Genomic DNA, 20,997 nt, shown 5'->3' with positions numbered 1-20,997 from the left:
CCCTGAACCGCTTGCCCCTCGGCCTTTGACACCCTTTACCTGGAGATGCCCCATGCCCGCACCCAAAACCCGCCTGCCTGCCAGGCTCCGTTCTCTATTTATGCTGCTGCTTGGCACTCTGGCCATTCTGCCCGTGCAAGCCGAGCAGGTGGGCTGCGTCTCCACCCGCTTCAAGATGCTCGGGGCCAACGACAAGGTCTGCATCGACTCCTTCAATGACCCCAAGGTCGAGGGCGTGGTCTGTCACGTCAGCCGCGCCAGAACCGGTGGCATGAAGGGCATGGTCGGCCTGGCGGAGGATACCTCGGACGCCTCCATCGCCTGCCGTCAGGTCGGCCCGATCCGCTTCAAGGAGGAACTGGAAGATGGCGAGGAGGTATTCGAGGAGAGCCGCTCCCTGCTGTTCAAGAAGCTTCAAGTGGTGCGTTTCTACGATAAGCCCAACAACACCCTGATCTACCTGGCCTACTCCGACAAACTGGTGGATGGCTCGCCGAAAAACGCCATCTCCAGCGTACCCCTGATGCCCTGGGGTACCAACAAGGCCGAAACCCAGCCAAAGGACTAAGGGGCGTATCACCACGCCTTGGGGTGAAAATCAGCGGGATTCACAAGGGCAGCCGAATCACCCGTGGCGCGAATACTGAATAAACCCCGGCTCTGCACCATTGCTTCCGCCCCCGCCACGGCAGTAAGCCAGGCCATGCCGCCATAGATAGTATTATTGGCATAGCGTGGCAGCCACTGTTTTATCTGATCCAGCTTATGGATGAATGTCTTCACATCATCCGGGCGCAAGGTGGTCTTGACCTCAATGACCACCACCTCATGGCCATTGTGGGCCAGAATATCGAATTCGAAATTACCGCCATCGGCCCGGTGCCCCTTCAGGCGCGTGGTGGTATCACTGATGGAAATGCCCCGTTGATTCAGGATCGAGACCAGATCACCCTCCACCAAGGACTCCATCAAGCGGCCCCACTGACTGGTAAACAAGTCCTCCAATTTTTGTAACTTGCGATCAGACAGCTTGAATTGCCGGTCTGTTTCCTGGAATTTACGATCAGTTTCCTTGAACTGACGATCCGTATCCTGAAACTTACGGTCCGTTTCCTGGAACTTGCGATCAGTTTCCTTGAACTGACGGTCCGTATCCTGAAACTTGCGGTCGGTTTCCTCAAAGCGCCGAGCGACTTCGCGAAACAACTCCCAAACCTCATCATAAGTAACCGATGCCATGAGAGAATCTCCCTTATTTTTAGTAAAAATCAATTAAAACAGGCTAATGACTTAGCCCCTTCCTTCACGGGGCGAGGGCTAAATGGACTGAGCAGACGCACTGGGCACGCCGCGACAGGTTCACCACGCCTTGGGGTGAAAATCAGCGGGATTCACAAGGGCAGCCGAATCACCCGTGGCGCGAATACTGAATAAACCCCGGCTCTGCACCATTGCTTCCGCCCCCGCCACGGCAGTAAGCCAGGCCATGCCGCCGTAGATAGTATTATTGGCATAGCGTGGCAGCCACTGTTTTATCTGATCCAGCTTATGGATGAATGTCTTCACATCATCCGGGCGCAAGGTGGTCTTGACCTCAATGACCACCACCTCATGGCCATTGTGGGCCAGAATATCGAATTCGAAATTACCGCCATCGGCCCGGCGCCCCTTCAGGCGCGTGGTGGTATCACTGATGGAAATACCCCGTTGATTCAGGATCGAGACCAGATCACCCTCCACCAAGGACTCCATCAAGCGGCCCCACTGGCTGGTAAACAAGTCCTCCAATTTTTGTAACTTGCGATCAGACAGCTTGAATTGCCGGTCTGTTTCCTGGAATTTACGATCCGTATCCTGAAACTTACGGTCCGTATCCTGAAACTTGCGGTCGGTTTCCTCAAAGCGCCGAGCGACTTCGCGAAACAACTCCCAAATCTCATCATAAGTAACCGATGCCATGAGAGAATCTCCCTTATTTTTAGTAAAAATCAATTAAAACAGGCTAATGACTTAGCCCCTTCCTTCACGGGGCGAGGGCTAAATGGACTGAGCAGTTACACAGGCTGTCTATCGGATCCCTAAGGATAAATCTGCGCAAATCTCCAGGCATAGTCAAGCAAAGCTTACTGTGAAAGTCGCGCAGCGCTGGCTGAGCTAAGCCCTTCAACTGGTTCCGTATTGACAATAATTGATTACAGACCTAGGGTGAAGCCATGAAGATCAGCTTCGATCCTGCTAAGGACGCCAAAAACATTGCCAAGCATGGCGTCTCCTTGGTTTTGGCCAAGGAATTGGAGTGGGAGTTGATGCTGTGCCGGGAAGATGCCCCTGCTGCCTAGGGTGAACAGCGGCTGGCCTGCTATGTACCTATCGGGACGTGACAGTTAGACGATTAATCGTGGTACGGCCCCTATTATTCGCGGGTGAGTGCTGATGCGTAAAAAGGCAAGTATCACCACCCACGCCAGGCCAATCGAAGTGTTTCGGGATAACAGGCTCTCCCACCAGGCCCGCGCTACGTCATGTTGCGGCAGGTCGCGATTGACGGCATACAGCAATAAGTTGGCATCCACCACAATCACTTGCGTGCTTCCAGCTTGTGCACGATGGCCTCATCTTCCAGTTCTTCCGCCAAATCTAGCACCTTATCCAGGTTAATACCGGCGCAGGGTTTGCCCATTGAGACAGCAGACAATTGATAAGGGCGAGCTTGGCTCGGCTGCTCCATCACGCCGAGGCCCAGGCTGAGTGCCTGATTGACCACATCCTTGAAGGATTGGTGGGTCTGATGCGCCCGTTCTTGCAAACTCTTCGCGATCTGGTCATCCAGGGTAAGCATGGTACGCATCTTGATGCTCCTTCTTTATACGTCATGATGCACGGTCGTTACCGTCGGTCAAGCCATTACCGCGTGACGAACAGCCACCTTCGTCTGACCGCGCTGCTCCGCTTGCCAAAGATCATAGGCAAGCTGGCCCTTCAGCCAACTTTCTGCGCTCGGGCCGTCAAGCCACGCCTCCAAGCGCAAGGCCAGATCGACACTGATACCGGCTTTACCATTCAACACCCTAGAGAGCGTTACCCGGTTGATACCGAGTTCCTTTGCCGCCTGGGTTACGGTTAATCCCAGCGCCGGCAGCACATCTTCACGCAGGGTTTCGCCGGGATACGGCGGATTATGCATTCTGGCCATAGGGTCTCCTGCTTAGTGGTAATCCCGGTAATCAACAAGGACCGCATCTTCACCCTCAAACACAAAAGTCATCCGCCAGTTGCCGTTGACCGTTACCGACCAATGCCCAGCCAGATCACCCGCAAGCGGATGCAGCCGCCATCCCGGCATATTCATCTCCTGCGGGCTTGAAGCATCGTTCAACTGCCGCAGTTGCCGTGCTAGGCGGGGTGCGTGATCTGGACGAATGCCCGACCGGCTTCCTGTCTCGAAGAACGACTGCAGACCCTTATGCTTAAAACGCTTGATCATGTCCGATTGTAGTGGCAGACGCTACACATGGCAACCACGCACAGAAGGCAGAAACTAAACGTTTGACAAGAAAGCCGCCCGCGGCGATGGCTTTGAGCTGCTGAATATCGGTTAATCGTGGTACGCCCCCTATTATTCCCAGGTCAGCCCTGGTGCAATTCCTGCCGAATAGTCTGCCTTACCACTTCGGCCAGCGTCACGCCCTGTGCGGCATCTCGCAAAGCCTGGTTGATCAGCGTTTGATAGTTGCTGCCGCTGATTTCTGCTCGCGCCTTGAAAACGGCCAGTATGTCATTATCCAATCGTATCGTTACGCGTGACTTGCCACCATGCTCAGCTTGTAATTTTGCAAGTGCTGGCACGGCAGATACGGGCTTGGCATCGCTAAAATCCATGTTGGCATAACGATCAAACAGTGGGTCAGAATTGTTGCTCATAGCATCTCCGTTGTGATTGATTGGCCTTCCAAGCAGAAATGATTCGAATACGGTCATCCCTCAGCGTCCACACCGCCACCAGAATCCGGTCCCTTGCCGCCCATCCCGAGAGAAACGAACCGGATCTCCCCCTTGGTGTCCCTGTCTTCCCGCGTCAGCGCATAGGGATCAAGCAGAACCAGCCTCGCCTCCTCAATGGTTACTCCTTCATGGTTGATGGGGTTCGCCCTGGCCTTTTCGGGATCGAATTCAATTTCCATTTCGTAATTGTATGTACATTTGTCAGTCCAGTCAATTTCTATAGATGGGTTTTATGTCAACTAAGTGGGTGTCCTTTTACAACCATTGTAGTGGCCTGTGGCGACGGGGCTACGCAGCGAGGTTTGCTGGCAACCTCGTGTTGGCGGAAAACTGGCTGTCATTTAATTCATAATTACTCATTGTGGCTTTTTCGCCAGGATGAGGTAACTGAGGGGCATGAAATTGCTACTGGGCATGAGTTTGGCCAGAAGCCAGCCACTGATGTTGAGTATCGGGATGGCGCTGATGAGCAAGGGGGCAAGCAACAGACTGGGGCGCTTATTGGTCACAGCATCCAGCACGGCCTTGGCCAAGGCGATGGCACCCAATGCGGCGGACGTTTCGATTGGTGCGCCATGGCTCACGATTCGCTTGCATTCCAATCCTTGGGTTTGCATGAGTACGGTCAGCCCATGTTCTGTCCAGCGCTGAAAATCATAGGGTTCGTCATGCAGTGGATAGAGGAAGGGCACCTGAATGAGAAGGACACCGCCGGGCTTGAGTACTCGTGTGGCTTCTGCGACTGCTTGGGCGGGTTTGGGCATGTGTTCGAGGACATCGAGCATGAGGATGGCATCTATGGATGCATCTTGCAGGGGCAGGTTCTGGCCATCCCCGAACAGATGCGGTTTGCCTTGATAGCCCATGGCAACGGTGTCGGGATAGTCAAGCCCCAAGTAGCGGCAATGTTGGTTCAGTTCGCTTTCTACCCAGCGGTTGCCGCAGCCGATATCGAGGACCGTGCCACTAAATTGCTGTAGTGCATGCGCTGCTGCCCTGTGTCCTTGCAGAAACACCAGCCATTGCGGATGAACGGGGGTCTTGCGCAAGCCGTGCAGACGCTTCTTGAGCGATTTGTAGGGTGAAACAGAAGTCACAAATAGGCCGGCTTAGAAAATCACAAGGGTGTTTTATATGTTTGACATCGAGGAACTCCTACTTATCAAGTAGGGTTGTTTCGCAAACTAAAGCAGTGTCCTTGGGTGGGGTGGTGAGTGTAATTTGGTCAGTATTGATCCACGGATACTTGTTTTTAAGTGCTTCAGTGGCTTGTGCAGCCAACAAATGATTGTCACAGGAATCTGCCCATTCTTTTTGCCAAATCAGGTGTCGTGGTAATGGTGCCCTAACATTAATTTGATTAATCCGCACTACGATTTTAAGCGCGTTTCCATAGTACGAATAATTGGCATATTCCTGAGCAAGTCTTTCCAGAACTTCACGGTCATTTGTGGCGAGCTTATAGGCGGTGGCGTAATTCTCCAATGCTGATTCTCTAATACCTGCCTCACGGTAGGCATGGCCAAGGTTGAACCAGGCTCGTGCTGAGTCTGAGGCGGCCTTTACATTTGCCTGGCCAAGTGAGATGGGGGTTCGCCAATCCGGGATTCGCTGAATTGTTGCATAGGCCAAGACAGCCCCAACTGGCAGGCTGAGGATAACTAACAACAGTATGCGTAGGTTATGCTGTAATACAAGTTGCCAGGCGATAACCGCGCAAAGCGTGAAGATGATCATGCTAGGGAGGTAGAAGCGATGCTCGAAAATAATTTCCAACGCAACTACGGTGCTTTCAGGTATCAATAGAATCAATGGGGCGAGCAACAGAAAGCCATAAAGCCTGAGTTGTTTGCGCAAAAGCAATGTAAACCCAGCTAGACTCCATGCCGCAATCCCCAAAACAGCGGGTAGTGTAGTGAGTGGAGTTGTCAGATTGCTGGATACGGGAAAGTTATGCTCAAGCGAGAACCTACTGGGCAGGGGAAATGCCAGTTGTGAGAGATGAAACCAGATGACCCTGGCCTGGGTCAACAAGCGTTCATTCATATTAAAGTCACGATTTATGTAACCACTACTGCCAAACCGCACGGAGAGTGGTCCATTGATGATAAAGATGTCAAGAATAATATATAAAAAGGTTAGCCCTGAGAATAACCAGATATATCGGTCAAACCACCAACGAAAAAGCTGCTTGCTATGTCTTACGACTCCGTATTCGGCTGCCAATAACAACAAAGGAAGAATCCATGAATTCTCTTTTGTATGAAAAGCAAGGAAGCCAAAAAAAAGAGAGGTGACAAGCCAGATGAACCTGTTATGCCACGCTGTAGTTGTGCGCGCATAAACATAGCTCAGGGTGGAAAGCAACATAAACAGGCTGACCATGGAGGCCATCCTTTGGACAACGTAGGTGACGCCTTGTAATTGTATTGGGTGGAGAGCCCAGAGCAATGAAAATGCAAAGGCCAGATAGGCCAGGGCTTGCTTTTCCGTTGACGAGCCGGGCTGCTGTTTTAATGTAAGTATCTTGATGATAAAAAGAAAAAGGAGAATGCTGTTTAGTATGTGTATGAGTATGTTTGTTTGCTGAAAGGCTTTTGAGTTGCCACCACCGCGCCACCAGTCAATGATGAAGGTTGCATTTGGCAAAACTCTTTCGGGAATTCTGGCTGCTTCAAGGCCCATCTTGAACTGATCCCAGTCGAGACTTGATAAGTGCATATCCTGAACATCGACAAAATTGGGGTAATCGTCAAAGTGGAATCCATTTGGGATGGCGCCCCAGTAGCTGGCCAAGACAATCAGGCTGATTGCCAGCATATAGGCAAACAGGCTTTTTTGACTAATAATGCCCATGTCCGTGGATGTTGTCTGATTATTGGTGTTCAAAAGTCATCCAAGGCGATAGTGGTGATTTCCAGTGTCTCACCATCGAGCGTGACAGTGCCTCTCACGTTACGGCCTGTTATTGGCAGGCGAATATCTGTCACAGCGTTGGCCTGGTCCGGATGCGTTGTCTTATCAGGGATAAGGTAGGTGGGCAGGAACGCTTTGCTAATTCTCTGAAAAGGATCTGGAACAAACGCAAGATGGGATAGATCAGACGTCAATGGGCTGAGTGCATTGGCTTTTTTGCCCTTGAATTTTATGGGTACCTGGGCGATGTAGGGGCCATTTTTGTACCTCGGCAAATTACTGGCGATGCTCGGAGACAATGGCTTGGTTAGATCCTTTTCTGTGACAATGTAAAATTGGTCCAGAACCAGTACCAGCAGTTTGGGTTTTTGCTGATACAGAATATAGGCGCCGTAGGCAAGCGCAATGGCCTGTAGGAGGACGATGATTGAAACATCAAGGGCGCAGTTCTTGTTTTTTTTACCTGGTCGACATAGCCATGCGGTCATCAATGGGCCTAGGATCAGCGTGGTGGCTAGTGCTATGATGAAGGTTGGCCATCCAGCCTGCATCGACAGCAAGGGCGCTGGATACCAGAAAAAGAAAACGGCAATTAGTAGACAGAGGATAAAGGCAAATGTGATGCCAGTGTGTAAAAGGATTTTTTGCATACCCGGGTTTCTTATTAGTAAAAAAACCCGCACCAATTTAGGGTGCGGGTTTAAAATTCAGGCAGTCAAAAAATATTCTCTCCTTGGTTCGTTTTCTCCACGACTGCTATAATTCTACTTAACGGAAGTTAGCTGGTACATGCTTGCCGTCGCAAGTGGTGCTGCCATTCCATTGGGTTATTGCATTACCACCAGCGTCTAACTGTGGAGTCAAGACAAGGTTGCAGGGATCAGGAGTTCCCCCGTGACCACTCACGGCTACAGTGACCGCACCGGCAGCAACTGTGGGTGCTGCACAATATTGAGTGCTTGTAGTTGCACAACCAGCAACTGTTTCATTAGTTGGCAAGCTGCCGTTAGAGGCAAAGGTCTCAGAAACTGCGGTTTTACATGAGGCAGCAACCATGGCGCACTCACTGACCTTGGCGCGAATGGTGTAATCCTGATACGCCGGCAATGCAATAGCCGCCAAAATACCGATAATAGCCACCACGATCATCAATTCGATGAGGGTGAAGCCTGACATTTGCTTTTTCATTTACATTCTCCTAAGAAGTTTTCGAAAACCGCTCGATCAGTTTCGAGCTACCCTGACCAAGCAAGCCCTATGCCAAATTGGCAAGCCTGCCGCATCCGCGTTCAACCGCACGAATTATCAACCACTTGGCATCCTCACGCTGCCTGCTGAAAAACGTGAGTCGGTTCACATTTTGCCCGGTAACTGCCTCTCAGCGGTGTCAGGGTGACCATTTGCGTCACCCCTCGCGCAACAAACTAACAACTAAAGGACACCCACTTATTGTGGAATCCATACTAACCCAGTAAAGGACACCCACTTTCTTGACATAAAACCCATTCCGCGCAATACTTCCCCCATGACACGCCCCCGCTCAACCCTGGTCTCCCTCAGCGATACCCCCTGGTATCATCTGGTCAACCGTTGCGTTCGCCGCGCCTTTCTCTGTGGTGAGGATGCACTCACCGGCATCAGCTACGAGCACCGCCGGGGCTGGATCGTTGAGCGCATCAAGCAGCTTTCCGCCGTCTTTGCCGTGGATGTCGCCGCTTATGCGGTGATGAGCAACCACTACCACCTGGTGGTGCGAGTGGATGCCGAGCGGGCGCAGGCCTGGAGCCAGGACGAGGTACTCAACCGCTGGACGCAGTTGTTTGAAGGCCCCCTGCTGGTGCGGCAGGTTCTGGCCGGGAAAGGCGATGATCTGGACGAGGCCAGCCTGTTGCGGGTAGGAGTTAACAAGGGGACAGTCACTTTATGTCGGGGACAAGCTGGCTGCGTTTGAATGTGCCAGCCCTCTGCGGGTGTAGCGAACCACCGGGACTCGACAGTTAGTCGATTATCTGGATTACCACTAGAGAGAGTGACGATGAATGGCATATACCATCCAGCCCACCCCGGCGAAGTTCTGAAGGATGGCTGGCCGGATGAGGTGACTATCACGGCAGCGGCACGGCAGCTTGGCGTGACGCGGGCGGCCTTGTCGCGCATCCTCAATGGCCATGCCGCCATCAGTGCCGACATGGCTTTGCGCTTGCAGGACTGGCTGGGCATCAGCGCGCAAATGTGGCTGCGCATGCAAGCCGCCTACGATCTGAGCCAGGCCGAACGCAATAAGAATCGCCCGCCTATCGAGCGATTCAAGCAAGCAAGCTGATCGGGAGCGTCTGGAATCGCGGGCAAGCCCGCTCCCACTGTGGCAAACAATGTGGAGACAATTTTCTCGTTCCCACGCGCCGCGTGGGAACGAAAAGAACCCCGGATACTCCGCACTCCATCCGGGCCACTTCTTCCTCATTCTTCTCTGCGTCCTTTGCGCTTCTTTGCGTCCTCTGCGTCCCATTGATAAAGATGAAAAACACCCATCGATGCCTGCAAGGTGGGAACGGATTGGCCACGGATCAGCGGTCTTTCGCGACTGTAGATTTGACTGCCTTGATGGCGCTATATACACTCGACATATAGTTTCCTGATTACCCCTATATCTCAGCCATTGTCTGGCGTCGGCTTGCCGCGAGGCATAGGGCGGGCCTCGCCCGCCGCCAAGTCGCTTGCAATGTGGTTGCACCTTGCGAGGGCACGGCGGCCACGGGCCGCCCTATGTACTGCCAGGTCCAGGTAAAGACCGACCTATTCGATAGGCTGAGGTTTGTGGGTAATCAGGTATAGTTTTATGCGGGGAGTCGAGCATGTCTATTGGTACCGTTTTCGTCAACAACCGCACCCAAGCCGTCCGGCTTCCGTTGGACGTCCGCTTGCCTGAGGGTGTCCACAAGGTGGAAATTCGCGTCAAAGGTCAAGAACGCATCATCGCACCCCTCGGTCAATCCTGGAACAGCTTCTTTTTGGGCGGTCCGGGTGTGAGTGATGATTTCCTACCCGAACGAGCGTCCCAGCAACAACCGGAGCGAGAAGCTCTTTTCTCGTTCCCACGCAGCGCGTGGGAACGAGAAATGAGACAATCACTTTGTTTGGCCATGCCGCCCATGAAGATGGCCAGCACCAGGATCTGCCCGTAGGAGGTAAAGTGGCTCGGTCGGATTGATTTGTTAGTCGTCTTCGGCTTTATTTACCAACTATTGGTATTTCTTGGAGATTGCCCCAATGGCGAAAAACACCAGTGTGAGCCTGGGAGACCATTTTGACCAGTTTATTGCGGCTCAACTTGCGAAGGGACGCTATAGCTCTACTACAGAGGTGGTGCGAGCTGGTTTGCGTCTGCTTGAGAATGAAGAACAGAAACTGGAAACACTGCGCCAATTGATCGCAGAAGGCCGTGCCAGTGGCAGGGCTGAATACCGTTATGAAACTTTTATGGCTGAGCTTGATAACGAATTGAGCTAATGGGCGCATTTTCACTTACCCGTGCGGCAAAAGCTGATTTGCGTGGAATTGCTCGATTCACAGAAGAGCGCTGGGGGAGGACCCAACGCTTGCATTACCTGAAAGGCTTGGATGCAACATTCAACATGCTGGCCGATTCGCCAAGACTTGGGAATGCCTGTGATTACATCGAGTCGGATCTACGCAAATACCCTTTCCAGAGCCATGTGGTTTTTTACGAATGCCTCTCTGACGAAGAAATCCAGGTAATTCGCGTTCTGCATAAAAATAGGGATGTTCATCAGGCTATTTTCTTCGCCTAGCTGTCGAGTCCCGTCTGATCATCAATACTTTTATTCACTAGTGTCCCGTTAAAAAAGTCACAGATACCTGCAAGATAATGTTTCTATTCGGTAATTTCCAATTTTCGTGGTGTTAGCAACTTGAAAATCGATCCGATGCCCATTGATCATTCCTGCTGGACTCCAACGAGGATAGATCATGTACACCGGCAGGCTGATTTTCTCGCAAGTCATGGCGCACTTGCCACTGCACACTTTTCGGCGTTGTGTCGCTCGCTATCGAGGCGAGCACTACGTCAAGCATTTCCGCTGTCTCGACCAATACTATGTCATGGCCTTTGCCCAGCTCACTTATCGGGAGAGCTTGCGCGACATCGAGGTTTGCCTTCGTGCCCATCAGAGCAAGCTCTATCACATGGGGCTTCGTGCACCCTCCGTCGCACGCAATACCCTGGCAAAAGCCAACGAACGTCGGGACTGGCGTATCTACGCCGACTTCGCACAAGCCCTGATTCGTGTCGCCCGCCCTCTCTATGCCGACGAAGACCTAGGGCTGGAACTGGACAATACGGTCTATGCGCTGGATGCCTCCACCATCGACCTGTGTCTATCGATATTCCCTTGGGCGCTGTTTCGTACCACCAAGTCTGCCGTCAAGCTTCATACCCTGCTGGACCTGCGTGGCAACATCCCCACGTTTATCCATATCACGGACGGCAAGGTACACGACGTCAACGCCCTCGATATGTTGCTGCCGGAACCGGGCGCTTTCTACATCATGGACCGTGGCTATGTGGACTTCCGACGCTTATTCACCTTGAACGCCGCAGGCGCATTCTTTGTCATCCGCGCCAAATCCAATACCAAGTATCGGCGCCGCTATTCCCATCCCGTCGACACCGCCGGCGGGGTGCGCTGCGATCAGACCATCGTACTCACGGGTGTGCGCTCAGCCGTCGATTACCCGCAGCCGTTACGCCGGATCAAGTATCACGATACCCAGACCGGCAAGACATTCGATTTTCTGACCAACAATTTCAGCGTCAAGGCACAGACGGTGGCCGACCTATACCGCTATCGCTGGCAAGTGGAGTTGTTCTTCAAATGGATCAAGCAGCATCTACGCATCAAGTCGTTTTTCGGCACCACAGAGAATGCGGTAAAAAGCCAAATCTGGATTGCCATCTCAGTCTATGTGCTCGTGGCCATCATCAAAAAGCGCCACGACATCAAGGCCGATCTCTACACAATCCTACAGGTTCTGAGCCTAACCCTGTTTGAGAAAACATCTATAGAACAAGTACTTAATTTAAGAGATCGCGCGCAGGAAGACCATGGTAACCCTAAGCAATTGGATTTATTCGATAATTTAACGGGACACTAGTGACTTTTATTAAACAGTTCCGGTGGGAGCATTACCCCTTTGTTCCAGCCTATACCGGTGATTTTTACCGCATCAATGGGGTAGGCCCAATAGGAGCAGGCTTGCCCGCGATTTCTGCGCCCTTCGCGGCCAAGGCCGCTCCTACACCTCTGGAAATTAGGGGACAGACCCCAATTATGCATGGGGTTGTTTAGGTCGAGCCTGACCTTGGCTTCATTGCTCGCCATGGTCAAGACGCTTGAGCGAGCTTTCGATGTCGTCATCGCTGGCGATATGATCGATGGACCAGTTCATTGCTGTTTCCAGGTCCGCAGCCGCCTTGGGTTTGTGCAACCAGCGCTCGTTGTCGGGGATGATGGTTGCGGTGCGCACGACCCAGACGCCAGGCTCGCATTCTTCCACCAGCACATGGCGGCCAGCGTATTGCTTGCCCAGCGAGATTTGACCGTTGGTGCCAACCACTTTAACGGTTGAAGGGTGCGCTGAAATGGCCATGTTTAGGCTCCTTGAAGTGCTTTGTTAATAGTATAGTTTCGTGCAGCACCAATTCAAGGCACTGCAAATTAGGGGACAGACCCCAATTATGCACTTCCCTCCCCCCAGCCCTCGACAGCTGTTCCAGACGCTGTTCTACCTCCTGCATCGGGCCTACAGGGAGGTAGGTCATGCCAAACCGATGACGGGATCATCGGTGGCCATGCAGTCGCCTCCCGGGGGGGAGGGGGAGCAAACGAGCGCTTCGGGACTCGGCAGGGAGTGCCGCCGGGCGTGACCTCACCGGATTCCGCTATGCTTCATCCGGGCTACAACTGGCTCGGACTTGCACCTCCGAGCCAGCGCTCGGAGCTCCCAGGTTGAGAGACGGCGGTAATGCTGTTTCACAGTAATTCATAGCTCACGCCCAAGGTGTCTCTGTATGCCTTGGGCTTTTTTGCCTCAGGCTATACGGCTTTCCACTGCGTATCTGCAGGTAGAAGCAGCACAGGCATGATGCCAAGACTCGTTGGGCCGTCGGTCCGGGGGCTTTAAATTGGGAAAACGGCAAGGGACAAGTTCGCAAGGGTGCCCTTAAGAAAATACCATATCACAGATCTGGCGCATCGCCTGAATCGGGAAGCATGAGCAATCGTTCACTCCGCCAAACACGGATCAAGTTGATTTTCGATGGATTCCTCAGATAGACAATTCGGAAGGGTGGATGGATTATTTCTCTAATGTTTTCCTGATCAAACTCTGGGACTTTTCTGCCGAGGTCGGGATGATCAGCCAGATGCTGCACGTGTTTCAATATGTCGTTTACGAGTCGTTGCCCTACCTCTGGAAGACCCTGTTCCGAATAATGGCCTCTTATCTCCTGCAGATCACTCAGAGCAGACTTGGCGAGTACGACTTTCATATTTAATCGAAACCCAGTATTTTCTTCGCTTCTTGTAATGATAGGGTCTCGCCTTCTCGAATATCGGCTAGGCCTTGGGCTACAGCCCTTAGAAATTGCATTTCTTCCTTCGCTTTCTCGTAATCGTCAAGCCCTTGAACCACAGCAACACCTCGCCCTCTGCTGGTGAGAAGAATGGGCCGATGCGTGTCTGTTGTCCGGGTTACGACTTTGCCTGGGTTGATCTTTAGGTCAGATAGGGGAATGATATCTTCAGAAAATACGGTATCCATAAAGCTCCTCGTCAATTAGTGTTAACAGCACCTGTAAACAGGTCGTGTCAATCATGCCATAATTGTCGAGTCTCGACGATTGGCTGGCCGGTGGAGAGGCAGCCTAAGGAGAAAAAGCGCCTCAAGGTCAAGTGAGGCCGGGGCGCAACCAGCAACAACAGACACCAAGAGGAGAATCCAATGGGCTTACAGATTCCGTCTTATCCCGAGCTGAGCGTTGAAGATTATCTGGCAGGGGAGCAGCAGAGCGAGATTCGGCATGAATACATCGACGGCCAGGTCTATGCCATGGTCGGAGCCAGCGATCGGCATGGCCTGATTGTGAATGCCCTGGCCTTTGCCCTCACGCCCGCCGCCCGCCGCCGGGGTTGTCAGCTGTTTACCTCGGATATGAAGGTACGCCTGGAGATCGGCGGCAGCAGCATCTTTTACTACCCGGATTTGTTGTTGTCCTGCGATGGGGACGATCGTCACGCCTATTTCAGGAGCAGTCCTTGCCTGATCGTCGAGGTGCTCTCCGAATCCACCCAGCGGGTGGATCGGCAGGAGAAGTTTCTGTCCTATCGGCAGATCCCCAGCCTGCAGGAGTACCTGCTGGTGGCCCAGGACGAGCGCCGTTTGGAGTGCTTCAGGCGCAGCCGTGACTGGCGCGGGGAGATCCTGACCCAGGGCGGCCTGTATCTGGCTTGTCTGGAGCTGGAGCTGAGCCTGGATGAGGTGTATCAGGACCTAGCAAATTAGAAAATTAGGGGACAGAGCCCAATTATGCCCTCTGACTAGGAGCCTGTCGGGTTTAGGTGCCCGTGGCGAGCAAGGTGGGAGAGCGAGAACAAATTTTCACGATTTTGACGCGCATAGTTGGCCTACGCAACGAAAAATCGGGGCCAATGTTTAAAATAATTCTGGGCCGTTCTTCCCACCGGCGCAGTAGGAGCATCCTAAATCCGACAGGCTCCTAGAGAACATGAATTGTGTAATTTAGTAAACTGTCACCGTAATTCTTTTCACAGCAAGGACTCTACCTCAAACCCCACCAGATTACGCTGCTCTTTGCTGAATTCGATGCCGATGAGATGGATCGGCTGCTTGAGGCTCAGATATTTTTCAGCGTAATGCTTGGCCTTCAGCTGTTCCAGCGCCTTGCCCTCCGGCACCAGCTCCACCACCTTGAACTCGAACAGCCAGACCTGGCCGTTGAATAGCAGCGCCATGTCCAGTCGGCCCTGATTGGTGGCGTCTTCCAGGCGAATATCCAGCCCCAGGGCGGCGAAGTGGCTGTAGAAGACGCTGGCCCAGTAGCCTTCGTAGTGGGTGATGGGGTTGTTGCGGTACCAGTCGTGGGGGATGCTGGCGTATAGGCTGTGAACGTGCTGGTGCAGTTGCTCAAAATCGCCGCTCATCAAGGTATCGTAAAGACGGCTGACGGACTCGCTGGCCAGGCTGGCGTTGCCGTAGAGCCGGCTGAGCAGGGCCTCGTTGAGGGCGCTTTCCACCTCCAGATTGGGATAGCCGAGCCGGTATTCGACGCGGGCAGCGCCCACCTGACGCTGACCGTGGATGGTCAAGTACCCGGTCTGCCAGAGCAGGGCCTCGGTGGCCATGTCGTCCACATCAAAGCGCGATAGCAGGGCCTCGGTGGCGTGCCAGTCGCTGATCTTGGGGCTGAAGGTCTGGCGCTGGGTGAGTACGTCGATGAGGAAGGTCGGCGTGCCGGTTTCAAACCAGTAGGCGCGAAATTGACGGTTACGCAGTAACAACAACAGGTCGAAAGGGTTATACACCGCCTCTCCGGTCCAGTTGTAGCCGTTGTACCAATCGCGGATTTGCTGCCGGTCCAGGCCTTCCAGCTCGGGGGCGAATACCTCATCCAGGTCATCCTCGGTATAGCCACAGATCGCCGAATAGCCGGCATTCAGGGTGATGTCTTCCAGGTTGTTCAGGCCGGAGAAGATGCTCACCTTGCTGAACTTGGACACGCCGGTGATGAAGGCGAATTTGATCTGGGCGTCGTTGTCCTTGATCACGGAATAGAGGTTACGCAGACCATCGCGCATCTCGCGGGCCAGCTCGGGTTGGGTCAGGTTATCGACGATGGGCTTGTCGTATTCGTCCACCAGAATGACCACGCGCTGGCCGTATTTTTGCTCGGCGCTCTGGATCAGCTCGGCAAAACAGCCCGGAGCGGTGGGTTGGCGGCAGGTGATGCCCAGCTTGGCCTGGTTGATATCGAGCAATTCGCGGAACTTGGCCTCTAGCTGTGCCCGATCGCGCATCAGGCCACCGCCAAAGCTCAGCCGAATGACAGGGTATTGGATCGACCAATCCCAGTGCTCATGGGCATGGAGGCCACGAAACAGCGGCTCATTGGCCTGAAACAGCTCGGCCAGGGTATCGAGAAAAAGGGATTTGCCAAAGCGGCGCGGGCGGGAGAGGAAGTAGTATTTTCCCTCATCGACCAGCCGCAGGGCATAGGCGGTTTTGTCCACATAGTAATGATCCTCCTCGCGCATCTCGCGGAGGTTGGCAATACCGGTGGGGAGTTTTTTGCGTTTCATGCCACCATGATAGCACCGAAAATTAGCGAAAATTAGGGGACAGACCCCAATTATCCTAAAAAGAGCATTTGGCCACAGAGCCACAGAGTACACAGAGTACACAGAGAAAAATCAATGTGTTGGAAAGCGAACATTCAACACCTTCTGGGTGAGTCCAGTCTGATAGGTAACTCATTGAAACAACTCTGTGATCTCTGTGTCTCTGTGGCTTAACTGAGGAATATAGGATTATGCACTCGACAGCTGTTCCAGACGCTGTTCTACCTCCTGCATCGGGCCTACAGGGAGGTAGGTCATGCCAAACCGATGACGGGATCATCGGTGAACCGCAGATTTCACCGATTTACACCGATTTTTCAGTGTGTTTACCAAGTGCACACACTCACCCAGCGGGTGACTGGCCAAATTACTCTAACCACATAAAAATACATAATTTAATCTGCGACAATCGGCGTAATCTGCGGTTTATAGATTTAAAAACCGGGCGCAAAGCGCCCTCAACCCTCTGTCCTTTTTCATCTGTCATCTGTCATCTGTCTTCTGAACACTTAGCCTGGCCTCCACGCAGGGGTCTATGGCGTCCACCAGCAACTGCGCCAGCTGGGGCAGTTTCCGGTTGGCCGGTAGGGTCATCAGGCCCTGGGCCAGCACCCCTCGGGGATGAAAATTCCACTCGGTGGGGGCGAGGATGCGGTAGTCGGCAATCCGGCCCTGGCGCAGATCCAGCCAGTGCACCAACCGCCCACGGGCGGCCTCGACCTGGGCCAGGCCCTGACCCGAGGGGCGCAGGGCCTGACCGCCGGGCCGGGCCGGGGCCAGGTTGTTCACCAGTTCGCCCATGCGCTCCAGGCCCTGGACCAGTTCACACAGACGCGCCAGCTGGCGGCAGAGCAGGCCCGTGCCATGGGCCTGGCGCACGGGCTGTAACAGGGGCTGGGCCTGTTGCCGCTGCAGGGCACCGGTCTCCCGCACCTGGCCCTGCCAGAGCGGTGCAGCGACAAACTCGGCGGCCCCCTCGGCCTGCAACAGGGCGCTCAGCCGGGCGGGATCCAAAGGGGGTAGCGGCATTACAGAAACCGCGCCCATTTGCGCCAGTCCTTGCTGCATTATCTGGCGACAGAATCGCTGGGCCAGGCGATCCCCGCTTTGGGCCCAAGCCTGAATCTCGGCCAGGGAACCCAGCCCAAGCCAGTCCGCCGGGCCCAGCCCCAGGAGGTCCCGCAACAACCGCTCCTGTCCTTGCAACATGGCCTGAAGCCGGGTTCGGTCCGGCTGCAGACGACCACCACCCGGTCTGAAGCCATCCCCCTGGGGATAGAGGGCCGGCACCAGGTCGCCACGCAGACGCCCAAGCTCCCCCAGCGCGGCCCCATCGGGCTCGGCCCCCAGCCAGGCGGACCAACCCAGCAGTACGCGGAACAGGTGCTCGCGCTGTGTCTCCGCCAGCAAGAGCAACTCCCGCGCCCGCTCCTGCGCTGGGTCCAGGTCCAGCCCTGCGGCCTGCTCCAGCGCTTGGCTGGCCGCTACCGATTGGGCCGTGGCGCAAACGCTGAACACCAGGGGGACCAGGGCCTGCACCTGCTCACTGCCACGACCGCGAAACAGCCGCTGACTGAGATTGGTGGGGCGACTGGAGTCGAGATCCACGGCAATCACCCGCTCTGCATTGGTGGTCAATTGCAGATGGATGGCACCGGCGGGGTTGGGGGTCATGGCGGTTTTCCGGTTGAGGATTGAGCTTGGGCGCGATTAACACAGGTTAAATCCTCTTTTAAGGCCAGCCAAGCTGGCCAAAGCGGCAGGTGGAAGGAAAGCGTTGTTCGTGCAGGAGTCGGGGGCGCTTTTGCGATATGATCGGCGGCTGATTACCCAGCAGTGAACCTCGATCATGGCCACAGAACCCAGCAAGACCCTCGAAACCTTCGCCAACCCCCATCCCGAGCGGGACTACAGTATCCGTATCCGCATACCGGAATTCACCTGCCTGTGTCCCAAGACAGGCCAGCCGGACTTTGCCGAACTGCTGCTGGAGTATGTACCTGACCAGAAATGCCTGGAGCTGAAATCACTCAAGCTCTACATCTGGTCATTCCGCAATGAAGGCGGTTTTCATGAAGACGTCACCAACCGCATGCTCAACGCCATGGCGGCAGCGGCAGAGCCCAAATTCATGCGCCTGAGCGCCGACTTCAAGGTGCGCGGCGGCATCTACACCCTGATCACTGCCGAACACCGAACCCCCGGCTGGCAGGCCCCCGAACCGGTCCAGCTGCATGGGGCAACCGTTGGGCAAGGCCTCCCCGGATGATCGCCAACAGCAGGTTGTTTCACAGTAAATCCTTCAGCTAAGCCACAGAGACACAGATGGCTCTACGGAAGGAGGTGGTAGAGCGAGGCCTGGAGCCGGGACTCGACAGTGGCCAAATGCCCCTTTTTGGTTTAACGGTCTGACCGATGAGGCTCGCCCATCAGCTCGGGCTAATTGCGGCTGGGCGCTTCACTTGAGCGGGCTGGAGTGATACAAAGTCGTCTTATTCACGAGGAGTGTCCCATGAATTCAAGCCCCATTGGCCGTCGTCATCTGCTGCGTTGCCTGGCTGGCCTGGGCCTTGCGGCCGCTCTGCCTGCCCTGGCCCACCATACCGAGACCCACATGGAGGACGACTCCCTGCACCATGTGGTCTTCCAGTGCAACAAGGCGGATGACGATTACCTGGGCCATGTCCTGTTTTCCGCCGGTGAGATGATCCGCAAATACGGTGATGACGTGGAGGTGGTGATCTCTTGCAGCGGTGCCGGTCTGCACCTGCTGGGCAAGAAGCCGGGGCGGCCCGTGGCCGAGATCCATCAACAACGCGCCGCCTCCCTGGCCACCTACGGCGTTGCCTTCCATGCCTGCGGCAACACCCTGGAGGGCCTGGGCTGGAGCAAGGAAGACCTGCTGCCCTTCGCCAAGGTAGTGCCCATAGGCGCAGTGGACCTGATGCTGCTGCAAGAACGGGGCTTTGCCTACATCAGTTGGTGATTCAGGGGCAACCCTTGCGGCCGCCGCATTCAAAGCAGTGGCGTTCGGCCTTGAGGCGGCGTAGCTCCTCGATCTGATCCTCGGCCTCGGCGATGCGCTTGTTCTCCTGTCCGCCCAGGTAGCTGCTCCAGCCCAGACCGGCGTACAGCGGCCAGGCCACCAGGGCACCGCCGAGCACGGAGATGCCGGTGATGGGGTCGTTGTAGGGGTTGGGTTTGTAGCTGTAGGTCATTTTACGCAGGTAGTTGATCTCCCGCTGCAGATCGGCGCAGCTCATGCCCATGTCCTTGAGGTCGGAGTCGATCACCACCGGCTGGCGGTAGGGGTTGGGCAGACGGAACTTGCGCTGCCCCGCCTGGGCCTGGATATCGGCAATGGGATCTTCGCAATACCCACCGGCCTTGACGTTGGAATAGCACTCGGCCAAGGTCGGCCCGGCCAGCAGGGCGAGCAGAGATAAGACAACAAGGCGGATCGATTTCATGGTTTGATTCCGGCAAAACACTGAACACGGCCAGGGTGATGCAAAAACCAAACCACACTTCGGCTTCGCTCAGTGAACGGGACTCAATTATCTGCCCTCTGTCTTCTATCCTCTGTCTTCTGATAGGCCAGCACCGGCTTGCATCTGGGGTGGATGGCGGGGGGCCTGGGCTTGGCGATCTTGACCGGTTTCTTCGCCGCTTGTTTCTCCGGCTTCTGCGCGGGCTTTACCACGGGCTTGGGTTTGAACCAGGAGGCCAGTTCGACACCGCAGCCGCTGCCCTTGCCGATGGGCGGTTGGGACTCACACTGGGGGCTGTCCTTGGGGCAGTTCAGGCGCACATGGAAATGGGCATCGTGGCCCCACCAGGGGCGCAGTTTGCGCAGCCATTCCGCCTCCACCCCCTGCGAGGCGCAGAGCGCCAGCTTGATGCCGGGGTTGACGAAGATGCGCGCCACGGCCGGGTCCTGGGCCGCCGTCTTGAGCAGGAATATCTGGTCCTCTCCCCAGTGCTTGCTGACCAGACGCTTGTCCTTTTGCAACATGCTGGGGGGGTCATTGCCTTCGGGTGCCAGTTTTTTGGCGTCTTTTGCCGATGAGGTCAGGGTCAGCCAGACATCCACGTCCACGCCGTTCTGATGACTGCGGTGCATGGAGTCCATGCGCCCACCTCGGGGCTGGGACAGGTCACCGATCATGATCAGCCGATCCGGACGGCGTTCATGCATCGCCTGGCCCAGCCGCTGCACCAGTTCCAGGGTGGCGGGATGGGCATAGTATCTGTTGCGCTTGCGGCGGATGCTGACGTAGCCCGTGCCTGTCTCGGCCAGGGCCTGGGCCCCGCCGATACAGCCCAGGGAGACCTTGCCGATCACCTGCGTCGGCCCCGGCGTGCTGGTTTTAAGCCGCGCCCAGGGCGAGGCCACGGCCACCCCGGTCAACCCGACCAGCACCAGCGCCAGCGTCAGGCCCCGTACCCGCCCCGCCGCCGGGCCTGGTGATAGATTCCTCGTATTCACACCGCTCCTCCAAACTGTTTTCCCGCCCAGGGCCCAGGCCCTGGCTTGATTGATAGGGCGGATACTTTGCCAGATTGCGGCCTGCAGGTCGAACCCGGCGGGGTGCGGCAATCCACCAGGTTCAAGGTTGGCGAATCGGCACGAAGCCTGGGC

At 55.1% G+C, this 20,997-nt stretch carries 26 protein-coding genes and 3 pseudogenes; 11 read left to right on the top strand and 18 right to left on the bottom strand.

Annotated features, from left to right (window positions below):
• Nucleotides 1-100 precede the first annotated feature (100 nt).
• Complete coding sequence (locus D5125_09740; GenBank protein ID QFY89747.1) at nucleotides 101-568, top strand: CreA family protein; 468 nt, start codon at nucleotides 101-103, stop codon at nucleotides 566-568.
• Nucleotides 569-576: 8 nt separating this feature from the next.
• On the opposite strand, the gene D5125_09735 is transcribed toward D5125_09740, so the two are convergent.
• Together D5125_09735 and D5125_09730 are read right to left on the bottom strand one after the other, a co-directional pair.
• A complete protein-coding gene (locus D5125_09735) occupies nucleotides 577-1,239 on the bottom strand; it encodes a hypothetical protein (GenBank protein QFY89746.2) in 663 nt (220 codons plus the stop codon).
• 120 nt (nucleotides 1,240-1,359) lie between these two features.
• On the bottom strand, nucleotides 1,360-1,959 hold the full coding sequence (locus D5125_09730) for a hypothetical protein (protein ID QFY89745.1): 600 nt from the start codon (nucleotides 1,957-1,959) through the stop codon (nucleotides 1,360-1,362).
• A gap of 254 nt (nucleotides 1,960-2,213) precedes the next feature.
• Here D5125_09730 and D5125_09725 point away from each other — a divergent pair, with 254 nt between their 5' ends.
• The gene (locus D5125_09725; GenBank protein ID QFY89744.1) at nucleotides 2,214-2,339 is read left to right on the top strand and encodes a BrnT family toxin; all 126 of its coding nucleotides are present in this window, start codon (nucleotides 2,214-2,216) and stop codon (nucleotides 2,337-2,339) included.
• A 239-nt stretch (nucleotides 2,340-2,578) separates the two neighbouring features.
• On the opposite strand, the gene D5125_09720 is transcribed toward D5125_09725, so the two are convergent.
• From D5125_09720 to D5125_09680, 9 genes and pseudogenes are all read right to left on the bottom strand, one after another.
• A complete protein-coding gene (locus D5125_09720; protein ID QFY89743.1) occupies nucleotides 2,579-2,848 on the bottom strand; it encodes a DUF2191 domain-containing protein in 270 nt (89 codons plus the stop codon).
• Between the two features lie 48 nt (nucleotides 2,849-2,896).
• The gene (locus D5125_09715) at nucleotides 2,897-3,193 is read right to left on the bottom strand and encodes a HigA family addiction module antidote protein (protein ID QFY89742.1); all 297 of its coding nucleotides are present in this window, start codon (nucleotides 3,191-3,193) and stop codon (nucleotides 2,897-2,899) included.
• 12 nt (nucleotides 3,194-3,205) lie between these two features.
• On the bottom strand, nucleotides 3,206-3,484 hold the full coding sequence (locus tag D5125_09710) for a type II toxin-antitoxin system RelE/ParE family toxin (protein QFY89741.1): 279 nt from the start codon (nucleotides 3,482-3,484) through the stop codon (nucleotides 3,206-3,208).
• 143 nt (nucleotides 3,485-3,627) lie between these two features.
• Nucleotides 3,628-3,921: a BrnA antitoxin family protein gene (locus tag D5125_09705; protein ID QFY89740.1), complete on the bottom strand. Its 294-nt coding sequence runs from the start codon at nucleotides 3,919-3,921 to the stop codon at nucleotides 3,628-3,630.
• Nucleotides 3,905-4,181 (bottom strand): annotated as a pseudogene (locus D5125_09700) (BrnT family toxin). Before D5125_09700 ends, D5125_09705 begins: the two are co-directional and overlap by 17 nt.
• Nucleotides 4,182-4,358: 177 nt before the next feature.
• The gene (locus D5125_09695; GenBank protein QFY89739.2) at nucleotides 4,359-5,051 is read right to left on the bottom strand and encodes a class I SAM-dependent methyltransferase; all 693 of its coding nucleotides are present in this window, start codon (nucleotides 5,049-5,051) and stop codon (nucleotides 4,359-4,361) included.
• A 106-nt stretch (nucleotides 5,052-5,157) separates the two neighbouring features.
• The gene (locus tag D5125_09690; protein QFY89738.1) at nucleotides 5,158-6,891 is read right to left on the bottom strand and encodes a tetratricopeptide repeat protein; all 1,734 of its coding nucleotides are present in this window, start codon (nucleotides 6,889-6,891) and stop codon (nucleotides 5,158-5,160) included.
• Complete coding sequence (locus D5125_09685) at nucleotides 6,888-7,568, bottom strand: hypothetical protein (protein QFY89737.1); 681 nt, start codon at nucleotides 7,566-7,568, stop codon at nucleotides 6,888-6,890. The genes D5125_09690 and D5125_09685 overlap by 4 nt, the downstream gene beginning before the upstream one ends.
• 118 nt (nucleotides 7,569-7,686) lie before the next feature.
• Complete coding sequence (locus D5125_09680; GenBank protein QFY89736.1) at nucleotides 7,687-8,106, bottom strand: pilin; 420 nt, start codon at nucleotides 8,104-8,106, stop codon at nucleotides 7,687-7,689.
• Between the two features lie 337 nt (nucleotides 8,107-8,443).
• On the opposite strand from D5125_09680, the pseudogene D5125_09675 reads away from it, so the two are divergent.
• The 6 genes and pseudogenes from D5125_09675 (at nucleotide 8,444) to D5125_09650 (ending at nucleotide 12,093) form a co-directional block, all read left to right on the top strand.
• Nucleotides 8,444-8,773 (top strand): annotated as a pseudogene (locus D5125_09675) (transposase).
• 180 nt (nucleotides 8,774-8,953) lie between these two features.
• Complete coding sequence (locus D5125_09670; protein QFY89735.1) at nucleotides 8,954-9,241, top strand: HigA family addiction module antidote protein; 288 nt, start codon at nucleotides 8,954-8,956, stop codon at nucleotides 9,239-9,241.
• 532 nt (nucleotides 9,242-9,773) lie between these two features.
• A pseudogene (locus D5125_09665) lies at nucleotides 9,774-9,962 on the top strand (antitoxin).
• A 226-nt stretch (nucleotides 9,963-10,188) separates the two neighbouring features.
• Nucleotides 10,189-10,428, top strand: coding sequence for a type II toxin-antitoxin system ParD family antitoxin (locus D5125_09660; protein ID QFY89734.1), 240 nt, complete (start codon nucleotides 10,189-10,191; stop codon nucleotides 10,426-10,428).
• On the top strand, nucleotides 10,428-10,730 hold the full coding sequence (locus tag D5125_09655) for a type II toxin-antitoxin system RelE/ParE family toxin (protein ID QFY89733.1): 303 nt from the start codon (nucleotides 10,428-10,430) through the stop codon (nucleotides 10,728-10,730). The genes D5125_09660 and D5125_09655 overlap by 1 nt, the downstream gene beginning before the upstream one ends.
• 178 nt (nucleotides 10,731-10,908) lie before the next feature.
• Nucleotides 10,909-12,093, top strand: coding sequence for an IS4 family transposase (locus tag D5125_09650; protein ID QFY89732.1), 1,185 nt, complete (start codon nucleotides 10,909-10,911; stop codon nucleotides 12,091-12,093).
• A gap of 213 nt (nucleotides 12,094-12,306) precedes the next feature.
• Here the strand turns inward: D5125_09650 and D5125_09645 are convergent, their stop codons facing one another.
• From D5125_09645 to D5125_09635, 3 genes are all read right to left on the bottom strand, one after another.
• Nucleotides 12,307-12,588: a hypothetical protein gene (locus D5125_09645; GenBank protein QFY89731.1), complete on the bottom strand. Its 282-nt coding sequence runs from the start codon at nucleotides 12,586-12,588 to the stop codon at nucleotides 12,307-12,309.
• 589 nt (nucleotides 12,589-13,177) lie between these two features.
• Nucleotides 13,178-13,489: a type II toxin-antitoxin system RelE/ParE family toxin gene (locus D5125_09640; protein ID QFY89730.1), complete on the bottom strand. Its 312-nt coding sequence runs from the start codon at nucleotides 13,487-13,489 to the stop codon at nucleotides 13,178-13,180.
• A 2-nt stretch (nucleotides 13,490-13,491) separates the two neighbouring features.
• The gene (locus tag D5125_09635) at nucleotides 13,492-13,761 is read right to left on the bottom strand and encodes a type II toxin-antitoxin system Phd/YefM family antitoxin (protein ID QFY89729.1); all 270 of its coding nucleotides are present in this window, start codon (nucleotides 13,759-13,761) and stop codon (nucleotides 13,492-13,494) included.
• Between the two features lie 180 nt (nucleotides 13,762-13,941).
• On the opposite strand from D5125_09635, the gene D5125_09630 reads away from it, so the two are divergent.
• Complete coding sequence (locus D5125_09630; protein QFY89728.1) at nucleotides 13,942-14,502, top strand: Uma2 family endonuclease; 561 nt, start codon at nucleotides 13,942-13,944, stop codon at nucleotides 14,500-14,502.
• A 263-nt stretch (nucleotides 14,503-14,765) separates the two neighbouring features.
• Here D5125_09630 and D5125_09625 read toward each other — a convergent pair whose 3' ends face one another.
• Both D5125_09625 and D5125_09620 read right to left on the bottom strand, forming a co-directional pair.
• Nucleotides 14,766-16,316: an ATP-binding protein gene (locus D5125_09625; protein ID QFY89727.1), complete on the bottom strand. Its 1,551-nt coding sequence runs from the start codon at nucleotides 16,314-16,316 to the stop codon at nucleotides 14,766-14,768.
• A gap of 522 nt (nucleotides 16,317-16,838) precedes the next feature.
• Complete coding sequence (locus tag D5125_09620) at nucleotides 16,839-18,029, bottom strand: nickel-dependent hydrogenase large subunit (protein QFY89726.1); 1,191 nt, start codon at nucleotides 18,027-18,029, stop codon at nucleotides 16,839-16,841.
• Nucleotides 18,030-18,204: 175 nt separating this feature from the next.
• Here D5125_09620 and queF point away from each other — a divergent pair, with 175 nt between their 5' ends.
• Both queF and D5125_09610 read left to right on the top strand, forming a co-directional pair.
• On the top strand, nucleotides 18,205-18,624 hold the full coding sequence (gene queF / locus D5125_09615) for an NADPH-dependent 7-cyano-7-deazaguanine reductase QueF (protein QFY89725.1): 420 nt from the start codon (nucleotides 18,205-18,207) through the stop codon (nucleotides 18,622-18,624).
• 243 nt (nucleotides 18,625-18,867) lie between these two features.
• On the top strand, nucleotides 18,868-19,341 hold the full coding sequence (locus tag D5125_09610) for a DsrE family protein (GenBank protein QFY89724.1): 474 nt from the start codon (nucleotides 18,868-18,870) through the stop codon (nucleotides 19,339-19,341).
• A 1-nt stretch (nucleotide 19,342) separates the two neighbouring features.
• On the opposite strand, the gene D5125_09605 is transcribed toward D5125_09610, so the two are convergent.
• Both D5125_09605 and mepA read right to left on the bottom strand, forming a co-directional pair.
• On the bottom strand, nucleotides 19,343-19,825 hold the full coding sequence (locus tag D5125_09605) for a hypothetical protein (GenBank protein ID QFY89723.1): 483 nt from the start codon (nucleotides 19,823-19,825) through the stop codon (nucleotides 19,343-19,345).
• 83 nt (nucleotides 19,826-19,908) lie between these two features.
• Complete coding sequence (gene mepA / locus D5125_09600; GenBank protein QFY89722.2) at nucleotides 19,909-20,844, bottom strand: penicillin-insensitive murein endopeptidase; 936 nt, start codon at nucleotides 20,842-20,844, stop codon at nucleotides 19,909-19,911.
• Nucleotides 20,845-20,997: the final 153 nt, after the last annotated feature.

Source organism: gamma proteobacterium SS-5 (assembly GCA_009497875.2).
Lineage (GTDB): Bacteria > Pseudomonadota > Gammaproteobacteria > Chromatiales > Chromatiaceae > Magnetovirga > Magnetovirga frankeli.
The sequence above is the reverse complement of the archived record's forward strand: the minus strand, read 5'-3'. Positions and strand labels throughout refer to the sequence as shown.

Coding starts and splice junctions, on each gene's coding strand:
- D5125_09740 (QFY89747.1), top strand. CDS start 101: ATGCTGCTGCTTGGCACTCTGGCCATTCTGCCCGTGCAAGCCGAGCAG.
- D5125_09735 (QFY89746.2), bottom strand. CDS start 1,239: ATGGCATCGGTTACTTATGATGAGGTTTGGGAGTTGTTTCGCGAAGTC.
- D5125_09730 (QFY89745.1), bottom strand. CDS start 1,959: ATGGCATCGGTTACTTATGATGAGATTTGGGAGTTGTTTCGCGAAGTC.
- D5125_09725 (QFY89744.1), top strand. CDS start 2,214: ATGAAGATCAGCTTCGATCCTGCTAAGGACGCCAAAAACATTGCCAAG.
- D5125_09720 (QFY89743.1), bottom strand. CDS start 2,848: ATGCGTACCATGCTTACCCTGGATGACCAGATCGCGAAGAGTTTGCAA.
- D5125_09715 (QFY89742.1), bottom strand. CDS start 3,193: ATGGCCAGAATGCATAATCCGCCGTATCCCGGCGAAACCCTGCGTGAA.
- D5125_09710 (QFY89741.1), bottom strand. CDS start 3,484: ATGATCAAGCGTTTTAAGCATAAGGGTCTGCAGTCGTTCTTCGAGACA.
- D5125_09705 (QFY89740.1), bottom strand. CDS start 3,921: ATGAGCAACAATTCTGACCCACTGTTTGATCGTTATGCCAACATGGAT.
- D5125_09685 (QFY89737.1), bottom strand. CDS start 7,568: ATGCAAAAAATCCTTTTACACACTGGCATCACATTTGCCTTTATCCTC.
- D5125_09680 (QFY89736.1), bottom strand. CDS start 8,106: ATGAAAAAGCAAATGTCAGGCTTCACCCTCATCGAATTGATGATCGTG.
- D5125_09670 (QFY89735.1), top strand. CDS start 8,954: ATGAATGGCATATACCATCCAGCCCACCCCGGCGAAGTTCTGAAGGAT.
- D5125_09660 (QFY89734.1), top strand. CDS start 10,189: ATGGCGAAAAACACCAGTGTGAGCCTGGGAGACCATTTTGACCAGTTT.
- D5125_09655 (QFY89733.1), top strand. CDS start 10,428: ATGGGCGCATTTTCACTTACCCGTGCGGCAAAAGCTGATTTGCGTGGA.
- D5125_09650 (QFY89732.1), top strand. CDS start 10,909: ATGTACACCGGCAGGCTGATTTTCTCGCAAGTCATGGCGCACTTGCCA.
- D5125_09645 (QFY89731.1), bottom strand. CDS start 12,588: ATGGCCATTTCAGCGCACCCTTCAACCGTTAAAGTGGTTGGCACCAAC.
- D5125_09640 (QFY89730.1), bottom strand. CDS start 13,489: ATGAAAGTCGTACTCGCCAAGTCTGCTCTGAGTGATCTGCAGGAGATA.
- D5125_09635 (QFY89729.1), bottom strand. CDS start 13,761: ATGGATACCGTATTTTCTGAAGATATCATTCCCCTATCTGACCTAAAG.
- D5125_09630 (QFY89728.1), top strand. CDS start 13,942: ATGGGCTTACAGATTCCGTCTTATCCCGAGCTGAGCGTTGAAGATTAT.
- D5125_09625 (QFY89727.1), bottom strand. CDS start 16,316: ATGAAACGCAAAAAACTCCCCACCGGTATTGCCAACCTCCGCGAGATG.
- D5125_09620 (QFY89726.1), bottom strand. CDS start 18,029: ATGACCCCCAACCCCGCCGGTGCCATCCATCTGCAATTGACCACCAAT.
- queF (QFY89725.1), top strand. CDS start 18,205: ATGGCCACAGAACCCAGCAAGACCCTCGAAACCTTCGCCAACCCCCAT.
- D5125_09610 (QFY89724.1), top strand. CDS start 18,868: ATGAATTCAAGCCCCATTGGCCGTCGTCATCTGCTGCGTTGCCTGGCT.
- D5125_09605 (QFY89723.1), bottom strand. CDS start 19,825: ATGAAATCGATCCGCCTTGTTGTCTTATCTCTGCTCGCCCTGCTGGCC.